General features: G+C 66.4%; 11 protein-coding genes. 6 read left to right on the top strand and 5 right to left on the bottom strand.

All coding sequences use genetic code 11. The annotated features are described in order from the left end of the window. Window positions 1-75 precede the first annotated feature (75 nt). Complete coding sequence (locus RWR81_RS02985) at window positions 76-516, bottom strand: OsmC family protein (protein ID WP_314454176.1); 441 nt, start codon at window positions 514-516, stop codon at window positions 76-78. Window positions 517-670: 154 nt separating this feature from the next. Further along, window positions 671-1,177 carry a DUF2505 domain-containing protein gene (locus RWR81_RS02980; protein ID WP_314454173.1) on the bottom strand — a complete coding sequence of 169 codons (507 nt, stop codon included), beginning with the start codon at window positions 1,175-1,177 and terminating at the stop codon, window positions 671-673. 167 nt (window positions 1,178-1,344) lie between these two features. Between RWR81_RS02980 and RWR81_RS02975 the strand changes: the two genes are divergently transcribed. Beyond that, complete coding sequence (locus RWR81_RS02975; RefSeq protein WP_314454170.1) at window positions 1,345-2,820, top strand: histidine kinase N-terminal domain-containing protein; 1,476 nt, start codon at window positions 1,345-1,347, stop codon at window positions 2,818-2,820. Between the two features lie 117 nt (window positions 2,821-2,937). Here RWR81_RS02975 and RWR81_RS02970 read toward each other — a convergent pair whose 3' ends face one another. Both RWR81_RS02970 and RWR81_RS02965 read right to left on the bottom strand, forming a co-directional pair. After that, window positions 2,938-3,186 carry a WhiB family transcriptional regulator gene (locus RWR81_RS02970; RefSeq protein WP_003779481.1) on the bottom strand — a complete coding sequence of 83 codons (249 nt, stop codon included), beginning with the start codon at window positions 3,184-3,186 and terminating at the stop codon, window positions 2,938-2,940. Window positions 3,187-3,392: 206 nt separating this feature from the next. Further along, window positions 3,393-6,881 (bottom strand): FtsK/SpoIIIE domain-containing protein, encoded by a 3,489-nt coding sequence (locus tag RWR81_RS02965; protein ID WP_314454167.1) that lies wholly within the window; start codon window positions 6,879-6,881, stop codon window positions 3,393-3,395. A 202-nt stretch (window positions 6,882-7,083) separates the two neighbouring features. Between RWR81_RS02965 and ligA the strand changes: the two genes are divergently transcribed. Continuing rightward, the gene (ligA, locus tag RWR81_RS02960; RefSeq protein WP_314454165.1) at window positions 7,084-9,540 is read left to right on the top strand and encodes an NAD-dependent DNA ligase LigA; all 2,457 of its coding nucleotides are present in this window, start codon (window positions 7,084-7,086) and stop codon (window positions 9,538-9,540) included. A gap of 71 nt (window positions 9,541-9,611) precedes the next feature. On the opposite strand, the gene RWR81_RS02955 is transcribed toward ligA, so the two are convergent. After that, a complete protein-coding gene (locus RWR81_RS02955) occupies window positions 9,612-11,411 on the bottom strand; it encodes a L,D-transpeptidase family protein (protein ID WP_314454162.1) in 1,800 nt (599 codons plus the stop codon). Window positions 11,412-11,849: 438 nt separating this feature from the next. Between RWR81_RS02955 and gatC the strand changes: the two genes are divergently transcribed. The 4 genes from gatC to RWR81_RS02935 all read left to right on the top strand — a co-directional run bounded on the left by gatC (window position 11,850) and on the right by RWR81_RS02935 (window position 16,896). Continuing rightward, entirely contained in the window at window positions 11,850-12,155 is a 306-nt protein-coding gene (gene gatC / locus RWR81_RS02950) for an Asp-tRNA(Asn)/Glu-tRNA(Gln) amidotransferase subunit GatC (RefSeq protein ID WP_314454160.1), read from the top strand. Next, window positions 12,152-13,693: an Asp-tRNA(Asn)/Glu-tRNA(Gln) amidotransferase subunit GatA gene (gene gatA, locus RWR81_RS02945; RefSeq protein ID WP_314454156.1), complete on the top strand. Its 1,542-nt coding sequence runs from the start codon at window positions 12,152-12,154 to the stop codon at window positions 13,691-13,693. Before gatC ends, gatA begins: the two co-directional genes overlap by 4 nt. Continuing rightward, the gene (gene gatB, locus RWR81_RS02940; RefSeq protein WP_314454153.1) at window positions 13,690-15,186 is read left to right on the top strand and encodes an Asp-tRNA(Asn)/Glu-tRNA(Gln) amidotransferase subunit GatB; all 1,497 of its coding nucleotides are present in this window, start codon (window positions 13,690-13,692) and stop codon (window positions 15,184-15,186) included. Before gatA ends, gatB begins: the two co-directional genes overlap by 4 nt. A gap of 321 nt (window positions 15,187-15,507) precedes the next feature. After that, entirely contained in the window at window positions 15,508-16,896 is a 1,389-nt protein-coding gene (locus RWR81_RS02935) for an NADP-dependent malic enzyme (protein ID WP_314454150.1), read from the top strand. The last annotated feature ends 343 nt before the right edge of the window (window positions 16,897-17,239 follow it).

Below are 17,239 nucleotides of genomic sequence, written 5' to 3'. Positions count from 1 at the left end.
GATTGTCTCCTCACGTGAGTATCGCAGGGGACGGAGGTGTAGGTCCTGGTGAACCTGGTGGCCGAGGCCTGGTGCTCAGTCCTCGTCAGGGTCGACGATCGCCGTCGTGTAGGTGGCGCCGTGCTCGATGGTGTGACCGACGGTGCAGTGACGGTCGACGGCGCTCGCGACCCGTTGGCTGAGCAGTTCGCGCTGGTCGGCATCGAGCGAGGACAGGTCGGTGACGATCTCGACCTGAAAGGACTCGTAGCGCTCCTCGGCGTCGTTCTTGACCGATGAGCAGCCCACCGTGGCCTCGAAATCGTCCCCCAGGGCCTTGGCCAGACGATGGTCGGCGGACAGGGTGTTGCACGTCGCCAGGGCGATCTTCATCAACTCGCCGGGGGAGAACTCGCCCGGGCCCATGCCGATGCGCACCTCGGCACCTGCGGAGTTACGACCAACGTACTGGCGGGTTCCCGTGCGCTCGGCCCACACGGCGCTGGGGGCGGAGACAGATGTGCTTGATGTACTCATGGCCTGATCGTGCCACGAATCGAGGCCGGAGCCGGCGCTTGCCCCGGTGGGCAGGCCCGTGCTGCGCCACTGGCGGACAGGGACGCAGCACGGGAATAACAGCGCCTGGCGACGTAGCGCACGGTGAGTGACTGAGGCGCGATGAAGAAGCGGATCAGCGCTCGGCGAGCCAGGCGGCGGCGCGGCGCTCCTCGTCTGCCACGACCCGGCCCACCATGCTCATCGCCTTCTCCTCAATGGTCTTGCCCACCAGGGGCACAGTGACCTTGAGGTCGACGTCGACGGTGACGGTGGTGGTCTCATCGGTGCCGTCGGCGGCCGGAGCCATGGTGGAGGTCGCGCTGACCTTGACCGGGGCACCCTTAACCGTGACGTCGTAGCCGCCGGAACGCGAGCCGTCGTCCTTCGGTTCGCCCCAGGACTCGGCCACGGTGAAGGACACCGCCGAGCGCACGAACCGCGAAGCAACCGAGGGCAGTTGAGAGGGCTGGACGCTCCCGGAGATGGTGGACACGAATCCCTGACCGCGTTGGGCGACGTCGACCGAGACGTCATCGAGTCCGGCCCGGGCGACCCGCTCCTCCTGGTACGCGGGGGTGGCGAGCATCTGGGCGGTGCGGGCGGGGGCGGCGGGATAGGAGATGGTGATGGTCTTCCTCATGGCGTGATCCTGCCACGTCTTACCGGGGCGGGTCACATTCGGGTCTCGTTTGCTCAGAGGACCCGCTGGGAAGTCGGATTGAGGGTGGTGCTACGCGCTGACATGTCCTGGCCGGCAATCAGCCGGCTCAACGAGCCGGGTCCGCTCACTGCGGATAACCTTGAGAGGTGCCTAATCTTCTGCCTAACGCCCTGAGAGACGCAGTCGACCTTGCTGAGGCCGACCTCGACTGGATCCACCAACTGGTGGCCGACTGGCAGCTGATCGCGGATCTGTCCACCTCCGACCTGGTCCTGTGGGTGCGTACCCGGGCAGGGCGCTTCATTGCCGCCGTGCACACCCGCCCATCGGGCGGCACCACGGTCCACCTGGAGGACGTCATCGGGCGGCGCATGCCGGCCTCGCGTGAGGCCATGGCCACGGAGTCACTGTCCACCGCTCAGATCCAGGACGCCGCCGAGCCCTACTGGACCGGGACCGCTGCGGTTCAGGAGGAGTACATCCCCGTGGTTCATGCGGGTACGCCGATCGCTGTCGTCACCAGAGAGACCTCGGTGGGTGTCATCCGTGGAGGGCGCATCGTTGATCGGGAGATGGAGGAGATCGCCGACGTCCTGTGTCGAATGACTGCTGCCGGCGACTTCCCCATCCAGGGCGCCGGTACCACGATCCGACATGGCACCCCACGTGTGGCCGACGGCGTTCTGCGCCTGGACGAGGAGGGTCGGATCATCTACGTCAGCCCCAACGGGCGCTCCTGCTTCCACCGCCTGGGCATCAAGGGCGAGTTGGAGGGGATTCAGCTGGCGGAGGCCGTCACCTCGATCATTCCCGCTCGCACGCCCGTAGATGAGACCCTGGCGGTGGTTCTCATGGGACGCCAGGCATGGCTCACGGAAGTTGAAGTCGGAGGAGTGTTCCTGTCGGTGCGCTCCATCCCTCTGACGTTGGGGGGGCACCGCTCCGGGGCAGCGCTCCTGGTCCGGGACGTCACCGAGGTTCGTCGTCGTGAGCAGGTCCTGCTCAACAAGGACGCCACCATCCGGGAGGTTCACCACCGGGTTAAGAACAACTTGCAGACCGTCTCAGCGCTGCTGCGTATGCAGGCGCGCCGAGCCTCGAACGAGGAGACCCGCCAGGCCCTGTCCGAGGCCGAGCGGAGGGTGACCACGATCGCCACTGTTCATGATGCCCTGAGCCACAACGTTAATGAGCAGGTGGATTTCGACGACGTCTTTTCCTCCATCCTGCGCATGGCTGCGGTCGTGGCCTCGCCGACCGGTCAGGTCAGCACCGCGCTGGAGGGCTCCTTCGGTGTCGTTGACGCCGATACCGCCCAGGCTCTCGCCACTGTTCTGGCCGAGCTGGTCACCAACGCCGTCGAGCACGGACTCGATGGGCGCGATGGCCGGGTGATGGTCAACGCCCTCCGTGACGAGGACCGGCTCGAGGTCCACGTCACGGACAATGGTGCTGGGCTGGCTCCGGACACCCTCATGACCGGGCTGGGCACGCGTATCGTGACCACGCTCGTGCGCGGGGAACTGCGGGGGAGTATCGACTGGCAGCCTCTGAGCGGGGGAGGGACCGATGTCGTTATTCATGCTCGTCTCAACCAAGGGACTGTCAGAGGCGAGTCTTGATGCCCGCGAAGCCGACCTTTCGAGGACAGTCGATCTGTCAAGCACGCTGGAACTGGAAAAGCGGCGTTCGCACGATTAGCCGTGCGAACGCCGCGGTGTTAAAATGTTGCTCACTTTTCAGGACGACCTGCGGGCGCGAGCTGCGCGACGCTTGAGGGAACGACGTTCGTCCTCGCTCATGCCTCCCCAGACACCGGCGTCCTGGCCGTTCTCCAGTGCCCACTTCAGGCAGGTGTCCACCACCTCGCAACGGCCGCACACTTCCTTCGCCTTAGCGATCTGAGCGATGGCGGGACCGGTGTTTCCCACGGGGAAGAAGAGCTCCGGGTCAACGGTGAGACATGCGGCTTGGCTGCGCCAATCCATAAGGGCCCCCTTCAAGGTCATCGGTCACGCGGCTATCACCTGCCCGGCCTGTCAGGGCTCGGCGACCACGTCTGAGAACAACTTTCACATGGCGGGGGGCGGTGGGCAAGACCTCGATCGTGAGACCTGTGACGATAGTCTGTCGTGATCCTCACAGGATGTTGGAATGTTGAGGTAACGCTGCATTCCTTTATCGAGAACGCTTGTTAAACAGTGTGTTCACTAGGGTTTTCGTCATCGTCGATCGTGGGGTGCGGCAGTATGATCTGAATCGGTAGACACGTTCCGCGATAGACGAGGACCCCGCGTCCCGGGACCGTCATCGCCCGCGGATCGGTGGCCGCTCTCAGAGACATTCCTGCGGCCTGGTCGGCATGTCGCAGTCCGGGCCACAGCACGACGAGCGCCTCGCGCTCGCGCAGCGTTGATATCGCGCCTCGGAAGGTGGCAGCGACCTTCTCCGTCGAGGCTGAGGCCAGGACCACCTCTGATCGCGCCAACGCTGCCTCCACCTGGCTGATGGTGGCGGGATCCGCCAGGTCCAGGTCGTCGACGACGAGACTGACCGTAGGGAGTGCCTGAACCAGTGCCCGCAGTGCCGTGGAACGTCCCGAGCCGGCTGGACCCACGACCAGGACACTGGCGCGTGCTGGCAGTGTGATGGGGAGGGCTGCGTCCCCGCCCACCGCCCAGGTGCCGTCCGGGACGTCGGCCCAGGTGATCCGTGCCGGCAGCGGTTCAAGCCGGAGCGTCGGGCGGTGGCCACAGTCGGATCCCGGCGGGAGCCCCTCGCGGAGCACTATCTGGCAGGCGGTTGTGGCCGCCCCGTCCAGGATGACGCCTCGCCCCGGCAGACCACCGGTGAGGACTCCGCGTGGCAGACCTGCCAACGCGGCCTGGGCGCTGGTGGCTGCGCCCAGGATCAGCCTCAGGCCCACGGAGCCGGCCCAGCGGGAAGTGGATGCGGCCAGTGGTGCGGTCAGCAGCAGGGGCATACCCGTGGCCGTTGCGGTACGGATGACGGTCTCGAGCATCGCGTTGCCCTGACCGGGGCCCAGCACCTCATCAACGGCAGGGATGAGTGCATCAACGTTATCAAGGCACATCAGGTCCCCACCCAGGCGCCCGCCGGCCGCGAGCCCCCACAACCGGGCCAGCCGTCGCGGGTCCTCCGCGCTGACGACGGTGCCCACTCCAGGATGCGTGAGGAGTCTGCGCACACTCGAGACGGCGCCCGTGGCCTCGCTGGAGCCGCTAGTAGTCGGGGGAGTGATTCCGCACAGGTGCACCCCACGCCCTGACCGCAGTGCCGCCGTCGCAGCTGACACCACGAGTGTGGACCGGCCCGTCCCCGGAGCCCCGAGCACGAGCAGCGGACGCGTGACCTGCCAATGCCACAGACCCAGGGTCTGCCGGCGGGGAAGATCGGTCAACGCGAGGAGAATCCGTTCTCCCGCTTCACCCTGATTGGAGCATGCTCGATCAGCCTGGTCGTCCGCGCCCCGACTTCGTACCATCTCGATCGCTCTGTCCTCATCGACGACAGAAGGCAGAGCAGGCGCCCATGGACGCCACGGGGAGGCATGGCCCTTGGCGGCACGTGAGACGAGGTCGACGACACCCTGAACATCGTTCGCGGAGCCGCACCAAGGGGCTTGTAACACCTGGGTATCGAGTATCCGCGAGTCGGGATCGGCTCCGCCGGCTCCGCTGACCATGACCCGTCCGGGGTGGCGGTCGAGTCGGACGGCTCCGTCGTGTCCCAGGACGTCTCTGGAGTCTGCTGCGTCAAGTACTCGCAGGCACACCCGCAAAGAGGTGTTGGCACGGATTGAGGGGGAGATGGCGCCCTGAGGGCGCTGTGTGGCCAGAATGAGGTGGATCCCCAGACTGCGTCCCTGAGCCGCAATACGAACCAGCGCCTCCAGGACCTCGGCGTGGTCTCCTACCAACGTTGCGAACTCGTCAACTGCCACTACCAGATGAGGGACGACGACCTGAGGCGGGAGAGAGGCGACGTCCTTGGCGCCGTGTGTGGCCAGGATCTTCTCGCGTCGGTGCACCTCGGTCTCCAAGGAGGACAGCGCCCGCTGGGTGCCGGCCGGATCCAGGTCGGTGAGCACTCCGGCCGTGTGCGGCAGTCCGGCAAGGGGACCGAAGGCAGCCCCTCCCTTGTAGTCGACCAGAACCATGGTCAGGCGGTCCGGTGGGTGCCTCAGAGCCAGTTGCATCAGCCAGGAGATGAGTAGCTCGGACTTCCCTGCCCCCGTCGTCCCGGCCAGCAGGGCATGTGGACCATCTGCGACCAGATCGGCACTGACCTGTCCCTGTGACCCCACGCCAAGGACCGCGGACAGTGACGGTGCTCCGCAGGCCAGTGAGCGCGTCTCCTTCTCCCACCGTGCCCGCAGCTCCTGGGCGTCGAGGTCGTCGGTGACCTCATCGAACCGGACCAGATCGGGTACCTCTTCGAGGTGTGACGATGTTCCGGTCCGAGCTGTGATCCTGGATCGGCACAGATGGCGAACCGCATCCCACCAGACGGGCGAGCACGACGGGGCCCCGGCCGGAGCTGGGCGCACGCTCAGCGCCTGAGGCGGAATCTGATCATTGGAGCAGGTCAGTACTTGAGCGGTACGAGGGCGCGCCCGTGGACCCCAGAAGAGCTGAACCCCGCATGTTCCCCTGCTCCTGCCGGACCGACCTTCGACCCGGCCATCCAGCAGGTTGTCCAGCTCAGTGAGTTGGACCTCGTCGCGGGCCAGGAGCTGCGCGCACCACCACGTCAGGGCATTCTCAGCGTTCTTGCCCACCAGGGCCAGGCTCTCCCCGTCGGTAAGCGAGAGGATGTGTCGTCTCCGGCGTTCGGAGGTCCAGGCGGCCAGGGTCTCACGCGCTCCCGATGTCATCGCCGAGCCTTCGGATCCGATCACTTCCGGGGGTTTCAGCACGGCGGAGCGCGCTGCCAGAGCCAGCAGCATGGTTGAGGGGTCCGGCTGTCCGCGTCTCCAGCCCGGTTGGCCCCCTCTGCGGTGCGGGCCGCCGCACCACTGAGATCCGCCAGTGGTGCGGCCGCCTCGATTCCGTTGCAGGAACGGAGCCAGCCGCATCATCGTCATGGCGAGCATCGGCGCCACCATGACGATCCCCATGGCACCACGGTTCCTGGTTGTGAGCGCTATCGCCGCCGAGCCGGCCATGACCAGGACACAGACCAGCGACCCCACTAATGACCAGGCTAAGGAAGATGCCGACGGAGGAGCCGGGACCACCAGATTGGCCGGGCGTCTGCGCAGCTCAAGCACGCTGTCTCCCAGACGCAGCAGCGTCCCCTCCCTCAGCCTGATCTCCCTGCGTAGGCGCAGCCATATTCCCAAGTGCCAGTAGCGGTAGGTGCCGTTGGTCGATCCGTAGTCCTGGGCCAGAATCCGGCGACCCTGCTGCCGCAGGCGCAGGTGGCGGCGTGAGACCGAAGGATCACTCAGTACCTGATTTCGGCCCAGAACGGTGCCGTTCCCGACAGCCAGGACCAGGCCGCGGTCGGGCCCGTACAGCACCGTGAGAAACCAGCGACCGGACAGAGCGGCAACTGCCGCCCCTGCTGCCGCCGCTCCGGCCGATCGAGGGGCGGAGGAGGACGGGTCATGCTCCGGGACGAGCTGGCGAAGGTCTAAGACGTCTGCGGCGGTAGTCACATGCCCAGAATCGCCGGTTGAGTCACCGAAGGCGCTTGATGGCCACATCGGGTGTGGACAACTTCGCTGTTTCAGTCCGATTCCCTTGACTGTGTTCGCCCGGAGAACGTTGAGATGTCTCGGTGCGCTCAGGCGTACGCCTCGCGTGTCCCGTCCGGGACATCTGAAACCGTTTTGAGTTCGCTTGAGGAAGGATGGCCTCATGACCAATACCGATGCTTCCTACGGCCCTACTCGTGACCCGGAAGGGCCGACGTCGTCGGAACCCGTCCATGGCCCAGCGGCCCTGAGCGCCATCCCTGTCAGTGCCAGGGAACGCTGGGGCGAGCTGGTACGTGATATCGAGGCCGCCCGCGACGCCTACTACAACGCGATCGATGTCGAGAGCCCTTTGTCTGACGCCGACTACGACGCCCTCTACCGTGAGCTCGAGGGGCTGGAGACCGTCCATCCTCTTTTGGCCCGGGCCGGGTCGCCAACCCGCAGCGTGGGTGGCCGCGCCGTCACCGACTTCGCCCCGGCCCTCCATCACGAGCGCATGTACTCGCTCCAGGACGTCTTCTCCCTCGATGAGGTCCAGGAGTGGGTCGATCGCATGGTGGCCGAAACCGGGATCGTTGATGACGAGCTCGCCATGACTGCCGAGGTCAAGATCGATGGGCTGGCCGTGGCACTGACCTATGAGGACGGGATCCTCACCCGGGCCGCGACTCGCGGCGACGGCACTACCGGCGAGGATGTCACCGGCAACGTGCGCACCATCGCCTCCGTCCCCTTGGTGCTGGCCGGAGATGCTCATCCCTCGCTGCTCGAGGTGCGTGGCGAGGTCTACTTCCCCACCCAGGAGTTCGAGGCCTTCAACGAGGACCGCCGCACTCGCAACGTGCAGCGGCAGGCCGACGGCGTCTCCCTTCTGCAGGTCTTCGCCAATCCCCGTAACGCGGCTGCGGGCTCTCTGCGCCAGAAGAATCCGGCCGTCACCGCCTCCCGACCGCTGGCGATGATCGCCCATGGGGTCGGCGCGATCACTCCGGCACCGGGGGAGGAGCTTCCCGCCCGGCAGCACGAGTGGTACGAGCTCCTGGCCGGCTGGGGCCTTCCGGTGTCCCCTTACAACGCCGTGGTGAAGGGACGGACCCAGCGCGAGGCCTATATCGAGCGCTACGCCACTCACCGTCACGACCTCATCCACGAGATCGATGGCATCGTCTTCAAGCTCGATGATCGCTCCCTTCAACGCCGCCTCGGCCACACCTCCCGGGTACCGCGCTGGGCCACGGCCTACAAGTACCCCCCCGAGGAGGTTCGCACCCGGCTGCTGGACATCGCCGTCCAGGTGGGGCGTACCGGACGCGTCACCCCCTTCGGCATGATGGAACCGGTCCTGGTCTCCGGCTCTACGGTGGCTCGAGCCACCCTCCACAATGCCACCGAGGTGGCGCGCAAGGGCGTGCGCATCGGTGACATGGTCATTGTGCGCAAGGCCGGCGATGTCATCCCCGAGATCCTGGGACCGGTTGCGGATCTGCGCGATGGCACCGAGCGGGGCTTTGTCATGCCGGCGCACTGCCCCTCCTGCGGTACCGAGCTGGCACCGGCCAAGGAGGGCGATGTCGATCTGCGCTGTCCCAACACCCGTTCCTGCCCCGCCCAGCTGACCGAGCGGATCGCCCACATCGGCTCTCGGGGCGCACTGGATATTGAGGGCCTGGGTGATGAGGCCGCCGGCGCCCTCACCCGGCCCGACGCCGGACGCCCAGAGGCGCTGGCCGCGCTCGCGGCGGGCAAGAGCCTGGAGACGGAACGCGGACGGCTCAGTCTGCCTGCGGGCGAACTCGCTTCGCTGCATGCCTCCCAGCGTGTGGAGGCGGCCGAGGAGGTGCTGAGGCGGGCTGGGATCGCTGAGCAGAACCCGGCGCTCACCGGTGAGGCCGCGCTGTTCGAGCTGACCGAGGAGGACCTGCGTGAGGTCTTCGTGTGGCGCCCGGTCTCCCGACGCGGGGTTCCTACCGGTGACTGGCGCCTGAGCCGGTTCTTCTGGACCAAGCAGACCTACGACGCAGACGGCGGGGTCAAGAGGGAAACGGTCCCTGGCAAGAACGCGACCGCTATGCTCTCCCAGCTCCGGGACGCCCGTACCCGGCCTCTGTGGCGTGTCCTGGTGGCTCTGTCTGTGCGGCACGTCGGTCCGACTGCTGCCCGGGCCCTGGCCACGCGCTTCAGGTCCTTGGAGGCTCTGCGCCGGGCTGACGTCGACGAGCTGGCCGAGGTTGACGGCGTTGGGCCCACGATTGCCGAGTCCTGGGCGCGGTGGCGCGACGTCGACTGGCATCGCGAGATCCTCAGCCGTTGGGAGGCGGCGGGGGTCTGCACCCGGGAGGAGGACTCGGACCAGAAGGGGGAGCCGGCGCGGACCCTCGAGGGGCTGACTGTCGTCGTCACCGGTTCTCTTGAGAGATTCACTAGGGACAGTGCCAGGGAGGCCATTGTCTCGCGAGGGGGGAAGGCCTCAGGGAGCGTGTCGAAGAAGACGAGTTTCGTCGTCGTCGGGGACAAGGCCGGCTCCAAGGAGGCCAAGGCCCGGGAACTGGGACTGCCGATCCTTGACGAGGACGGCTTCGAGGCGCTGCTGGACGGAGGACCGCAGGCGGTGCCCTGAGGATTCATTGACTGGGGCGGGGCCTCCTATTCAGGAGGCCCCGCCCCAGTCGTCATTCAACCGATTCCGGCTCAGTAGTGGCTCTGGACCACGGTGTTCGTATCGACCCACTGATAGATCCACTGCGCCTCGGAGATCGGCATGTTGACGCAGCCGTGGGACCCGGAGTAGCCGAAGCTCGAGCGCCATCCCGCGCCGTGGAAGGCGTACCCGCTGTAGAAGTAGCTTACCCACGGGACATCCTCGGTGACGTAGGGAGTGCCGTCGGCGTTCTCACCCCGCATGGTCTGGACCTCGTGCTGCAGGTACACCTTGTAGGTTCCGGTGACGGTCGGGGTCTCGGGGGCCCCGTCGACAATGGAGACTGGGCCGTGTACGACGGTCGCGCCCTCGTAGGCGGTCACCGTCTTGTTCGCCAGGTTGAGGTCGACCCATTTCTCACCCGGAGCGGCCTGATAGACCAGGTTCTCCGCGCCATCGGCGATGGTGCGCTCCTTCCATTCGGCCTTGACCGTTGTCGTCTCGAAGGCGCCGGTATAGGCCTTGTCACTGCCGAGAGACTGAGTGATTGATGCGGCGACCGCGTCAGTATTGCTGACGGTCTTGCCGTCCTTGGCCTCGGTGGGAGTGGAGACTACCTGGCCACTGGCATTGACGTTGCGTTGACCGGTGACGGGATCGACCTTGGCCACTTCGGCTTGCGCCTGGACCCACTGCGAGACCTTCGCGGAGTCCACTGCGATGGTTGGGACGGAGTCGGCCGAATTGGTCACCGTGATCCATGAGGCCTTGTCCGTGTCCTCCGCCGTGTAGGAGTGCTCGTCCATGGTGATGGTGACGTCCTGAGCGACCCAGTTGTTGGCCTTGTCGGCGACCTTCTGAGCATCGGAGTCCGAGACCTTCGGGTCGGCGTTTTTCATGGTCAGCGACACCGAGGAGGAGCTCAGGGAAGTGGCGGCCTTCTCAGCGGCCTGCCCCAGGGTGTCCGCATCCAGAGAGGCGCCTTCGGAGGCGCTGGTGGTGGTGAAGGTGGCACCGTCGTCGCCGAGGATCACGGTAGCGTTGCGGGCCTTGGCGCGGTCTTCGGGGATGAGGGAGGTCGCATAGGCCTCCACCGTGGTCTTGTCGGTAGAGGCGACTACTGGGATCTCTTCCTTGGAGACCAGGGCTCGGAGTTTCTCGCCGAGCGTTTCGCCCCGGGCCATGACGGCGTCGGCGGTGGCCTTCGCGTCCACTGCGGTCCCCAGGTCCGTCAGGGAGGCACTTGCCGTGACGTCTCCCGAGATGTCGACCTTGGCGTTGTTCGCAAGGTTCTCAATAGTGGATACCACCTCCTCGCGGCTCTGACCCGAGACGTCGGTGCCGGCGACTGTGGTTCCGGGCACGGCGCGACCGTCGTAGTGGGAGGCGTATGCATACCCGCCGGCACCAACAACGCCCAGCAGGAGGAGGGCTGCGGCTGCGACGCCCAACGGCCAGCGCCGACGGTGCTCGGGCTCGTCCATGTTGGTGAACTCGTCCGGGTGCGTGGAGGTCGTGAAGGCGGAGACGGCGCCAGTGGAGGAGACGGTGCTATCAGCGCCTGGGATGCCGGTTTGGTGCAACTCGTTGTCGATTCCCAGCGCGGCGGCCGCAGCCGGGGCGACCATCTCGAACTCCTCGGTGCCACTGCCACCCGGTCCGGTGTTCATGCCGCTTGCGGCGGCGCTGTTGGAGTGCTCGTGCGGCGTTATGCCGTTCGCAGCAGCCTGGATGACAGACTGACGACGCACACCCGAGGACTCTCCATCGGGTGTGCTGTGCACAGGGGCGTTGCTCGGTGAGGCTTCTCCCTGATGCTGAGCACCAGTGGGGGAAGTGTTGCTGCTCATGCGTCCTCGTCCCTCGACCTGTTGCTCCGTGCTATGCGGAACCCGGCCGAAATCCAGTTGTCCGTCCGACCTCCGGTGTCCCGATGTCCTGGAGGTCTGTTCCAAAGGGCTGTCCTGAGCCCGTTCCCGGAGACAGGCGGCAACCCGGTGTGCACCATGACATCCGCGAAATGGGGGGATGTCAATCATCCTCGGGGATGATGTGTTGTGAGATCGCACGAATCCGATCTTCGGCCTCATATTCCACAGGAATCCAGGTGCTTGGGAGCATATTCCGCCTTGTCGTGCTGGCTCGTCCATGGGGACCATTCCCCGTTCTCTGCCCTTGTCGACTCGTCGACGCGGTCGGTCGGCTCCGGCGTTCTGAGGCTCGAAGGACGCGGCAGTCGCTGGGACTGATCCGACAGTGGCCGGTCGGATCCGGTTAGACTCCACATCATGTCTGCTATTTCCACTGACGAGGTCGCACGGGTTGCGGCGCTGGCCCGGGTGGCTCTCAACGAGGAGGAGGTGACGCGTCTGGCCGGAGAGCTGGATGCGGTCGCCTCCTCCTTCGCCCGGGTTACCAGCGTGGTCTCGCCCGACCTTCCGGCCACTTCCCACCCCGTGCCCCTAAGCAACGTCCTGCGCGAGGACGTCCCGGCTCCCACTCTCGACGTCGATGAGCTTCTGGCCGGAGCACCGGCCTGCGAGGACTCCATGTTCCTCGTGCCACAGATCCTGGGGGAGGGCTCCGCCTCATGAGCAGTACTCACACCACCGGGCTGGCTGGCCTCATCAGGAGCAGTGCCGCTGATCAGGCGGCGGCCCTGGCGGCCCGGGAGGTCTCCTCCCGCGACCTCACCCAGGCCCACCTGGACCGTATCTCCGCCGTCGACGGCGCCGTGGGGGCCTTCCTCGATGTCGACGCCGAGCGCGCCCTGAGCCAGGCCGACGCCGCCGACACCGCCCGCAAGGAGGGCCGGACGACCAACGAGCTGACCGGTGTGCCGGTGGCCGTCAAGGACCTCATCGTCACTCGCGGTCAGGTCACCACCGCCGCCTCTCGGATCCTTGAGGGCTGGGTGCCGCCCTACGACGCCACCCTCGTGCGCAACCTGCGCGCCGCCCACACCCCGATCCTGGGCAAGACCAATCTCGACGAGTTCGCCATGGGTGGCTCCACCGAGCACTCCGCCTTCGGGCGCACCGCCAATCCCTGGGACCTCGGGCGCATCCCCGGAGGTTCCTCGGGCGGCTCCGCGGCCGCCGTCGGCGCCTATGAGGCCCCCGTGGCCGTCGGCACCGACACCGGAGGCTCGATCCGCCAGCCCGCGGCCGTGACCGGGACGGTCGGCGTCAAGCCGACCTACGGCACGGTCTCGCGCTTCGGCGTCATCGCCATGGCCTCCTCCCTCGACACGCCCGGCCCCATGGCCCGTACGGTGCTGGATGCAGCACTGCTCCACGACGTCATCGCCTCCCACGACCCGCTGGACTCGACCTCGCTGTCGGATGCACCGCGAGGCATGGCGGCAGTCGTGCGCGCCGCTCAGAAGGGGCGGGACCTGACCGGTCTGCGGGTCGGCGTCATCTCCGAGCTCGACGGGGGTGAGGGCTATCACGACGGCGTCGTGAGCTCCTTCCACGCCGCTCTGAAGCTGCTCGAGGCAGCGGGCGCGCAGGTGGAGACCGTGTCCCTGCCGCACCTGGAGTACGCGCTGGACGCCTACTACCTCATCATGCCGGCCGAGGCCTCCTCCAACCTGGCCCGGTACGACGGGATGCGCTACGGACTGCGGGTCGAGCCGACGTCGGGTCCCGTCACCGCCGAGACCGTCATGGCGGCCACCCGCGGGGCGGGTTTCGGTGACGAGGTCAAGCGCCGCATCATCCTGGGCACGCATGTGCTGTCGGCCGGCTACTACGACGCCTACTACGGCGCGGCCCAGAAGGTGCGCACCTTGGTGCAGCGCGACTTCGCCGCCGCCTGGGACAAGGCGGACGTCCTTGTCTCGCCCACCGCTCCGGTGACGGCCTACCGCTTCGGGGAGAAGGACGACCCGTTGGCGATGTACAAGCTGGACGTGACCACGATTCCGGCCAACCTCGCCGGGGTTCCCGGCATGAGCCTGCCCTCGGGCCTGAGTGACGACGGGCTGCCGGTGGGCTTCCAGATCCTGGCGCCGCAGCGAGCCGACGACCGGCTCTACCGCGCCGGAGCCGTGCTGGAGGCAGCGCTGGAGGAGACATGGGGAGCGCCGCTGCTGTCTCGCGCGCCCGAGCTGGAGGAGACACGATGAGTGACACGCTGATGGACTTCGACGAGGCCGTTCGCCGCTACGACCCGGTCCTGGGGCTCGAGGTGCACGTCGAGCTGGGGACCGCCACCAAGATGTTCGACGCCGCCCCCAACGTCTTCGGCGCTCAGCCCAACACGATGGTGACCCCCACGTCAGTGGGGCTCCCCGGCGCGCTGCCGGTGGTCAACGCCCGTGGAGTGGAGTACGCCATCCGCATCGGACTGGCCCTGGGGTGTGAGATCGCCGAGTCCTGCCGCTTCGCCCGGAAGAATTACTTCTACCCGGACCTGTCCAAAGACTTCCAGACCTCACAGTCCGATGAGCCCATCGCCTACGACGGCGCCCTGGAGATCGAGCTGGAGGACGGCTCCTTTTTCACCATCCCGATCGAACGGGCTCATATGGAGGAGGACGCCGGTAAGAACACCCACATCGGAGGCGCCGACGGCCGCATCGAGGGCGCCAGCCACTCCCTGGTGGACTACAACCGTGCCGGTGTTCCGCTGGTGGAGATCGTCACTCGCCCCATCGAGGGCGCCGGCGGCAGGGCGCCTCAGGTCGCGGCCGCCTACGTGCGTACTCTGCGCGACATCTTCCGGGCGCTGGGTGTCTCCGAGGCGCGTATGGAGCGTGGCAACGTGCGCGCCGATGTCAATGTCTCCCTGCGTGAGTCGCCCGACGCGCCGCTGGGCACCCGCACCGAGACCAAGAACGTCAACACCTTCCGCGGTATCGAGCAGGTCGTCCGTTACGAGATCCAGCGCCAGGCCGCTATCCTGGCCGCCGGGGGAGAGGTGCTTCAGGAGACCCGTCACGGTCAGGCCGATGGCACCACCCGCGCCGGTCGCGTCAAGTCCGACGCCGACGACTACCGCTACTTCCCCGAGCCGGACCTTGTGCCGGTGGCGCCCAGCCGGGAGTGGGTTGAGAAGATCCGTGAGAGGTTGCCTGAGATGCCCGCGGCCAAGCGCCGTCGCCTCAAGGCCGAGTGGGGTCTGAGCGATACCGAGATGCGCGACGTCGTCAACGCTGGGGCTCTGGAGCTCATCGAGGCCACGACCGCAGCGGGAACCACTGGCCAAGCCGCCCGTAAGTGGTGGATGGGTGAGCTCTCTCGCACGGCCAAGGAGCAGGGGACCGCCTTGGAGGACATGGCCGTCACACCCGAGCAGATCGCCGAGTTGCAGACCCTGGTCGACTCCGGGCGTCTCACTGACAAGCTGGCCCGCCAGGTCCTTGAGGGGGTTCTGGCCGGAGAGGGTGACCCCGAGGCCGTGGCCGCCGCTCGAGGCCTGGAGGTCGTCTCCGATGACTCCGCCCTGCTGGCGGCCGTGGATGAGGCCCTGGCGGCGAATCCGGACGTTGCCGACAAGATCCGCGGTGGCAAGGTGCAAGCGGCCGGTGCCATCGTCGGTGCCGTCATGAAGGCGACTCGCGGCCAGGCGGACGCCAAGCGCGTGCGTGAATTGGTCATGGAGCGTGTCCAAGGCTGAGACCGGCTCGACGCACTGAGTCGACCGTCCGCCATACCGGTTCCCTCGCACTGAGGGAGACTGATCTCGCCCGGCCCGTTCCTCATGGCTGCCGCCAGGGGGCGGGCCGGGTCTTTGTCGTCGGGAGCTTCAGAGGAGACGGGAGACTGGATGCCTCTTCGTGTGAGACTCCTCCCAACAACGGGTGTCATGCTCGTGAGCGAGCATGGACGTCTCACTATCCGGTCGACTTAGGACCGTCATTTGGCTAGTAGATGACCGATGGGGGATAGGCTCAGAGCACTTCATCTCAAGCCCCCGCCTGTCCCACAAGGAGTGCCCATGGTTCAGCCCAGTCCCAGTTACACCGTCGCTCTGTACCTCGAGGTGCCCGCCTCCCAGAAGGCGGTGGCCCGTCTGGTCGACACCGCCACTGCGACTGGCGCCATCGTCACCGGCGTCGATGTGGCCGACGCCGATGGTGACAAGCTCACCGTCAACCTCACCGCCGATACCCGCGACTCCAAGCACCGCAACGAGCTCGTCGCCAAGCTCGAGGAGATCGACGGCGTCGTCGTTCGCAATGTCGGCGACTCGACCTTCCTGACCCACGTTGGCGGCAAGATCGAGGTGGCCGGCAAGTACCCGATCCACAACCGTCGTGACCTGGCCCGCGTCTACACCCCCGGAGTAGCCCGCGTCTGCAAGGCCATCTACGACCACCCCGAGCGCGCTCGGATACTCACCATCAAGAAGAACACCGTAGCCGTTGTCACCGACGGAACCGCGGTCCTGGGCATGGGGGACATCGGCCCGTCCGCCGCCATGCCCGTCATGGAGGGCAAGGCCGTCCTGTTCAAGCAGTTCGGTAACGTCGACGCCTGGCCGGTGGCCTTGGACACCAAGGATCCAGAGGAGATCATTTCCATCGTCAAGGCCATTGCTCCTGCCTACGGAGGCATCAACCTGGAGGACATCGCCGCACCCAAGTGCTTCGACATTGAGGCTCGCCTGCGCGAGGAGCTCGACATCCCCGTCTTCCACGACGACCAGCACGGTACCGCCATCGTGACCCTGGCCGCCCTCATCAACGCCCTGAAGATCGTGGACAAGAAGATCGAGGACGTGCGCATCGTCCTGTCCGGCGTCGGTGCGGCAGGCAACGCCATCGCCAGGCTGCTCATGGCGCACGGCGCCACCGACATCGTTGGTTACGGGCGCACCGGAGCCCTGTCCTCAGCGGACACCGAGGGCATGAATGAGCACCGCAAGTGGCTCGCGGAGCACACCAACCCGCGCCAAGTGACCGGCTCTCTCAAGGACGGCCTCAAGGGAGCCGACGTCTTCATCGGCGTCTCATCAGGCAACCTGCTCGAGCCCAAGGACCTCGCGGTCATGAACGACGGTGCCATCGTCTTCGCCATGGCGAACCCGATTCCCGAGGTCGACCCGATCGGTGCCGCCGACTACGCCACTGTCGTGGCGACCGGACGCTCGGACTTCCCCAACCAGATCAACAACGTCTTGGCCTTCCCTGGGCTCTTCCGTGGTCTGCTGGACTCCGGCATCACTGACATCTCCACTGAGTTGCTGCGAGCCGCCTCAACCGGTATCGCTTCGGTGATTGCCGACGACAAGATCAGTCCCGTGCACATCATCCCCGGAGCCTTTGACACCCGAGTCGCCGATGCCGTGGCCAAGGCCGTGCGTCAGTTCGCCGAAGCGGAGTGAGCAGAGTGCTCCGCCTGACGTGAGAAGGGACGGGCGGCATCACACGGGCTGTGGCGGCTCCCGTTCATCTTGCTGGGTTTAATGCCTGATCCGATGCTGAGGGTCTGGGGCGTCGCATCGGTGAAATCAGCGCAGTTAGGAAGCGCCGACCAGGCGAGTCCGTAGGTTACAGGGGCAGGTAGATTGACAATGTGGGTCCTGCGGCGACGATGAACAAGACTGCCGACACGATTAAAACCAGCGATAATTAGAATAATTATCATGGTGTATCGAATGTGAGGGAGTAAGGAGGTTTATTCATAGGGGTGTTTAAGGGGGGTGTGTCGCTGAGTAAGGTGGCGGC

The sequence above is a fragment of the uncultured Actinomyces sp. genome (assembly GCF_963526355.1).
Classification (GTDB): domain Bacteria; phylum Actinomycetota; class Actinomycetes; order Actinomycetales; family Actinomycetaceae; genus Actinomyces.
This window is presented reverse-complemented; position numbering and strand designations above follow the sequence as displayed.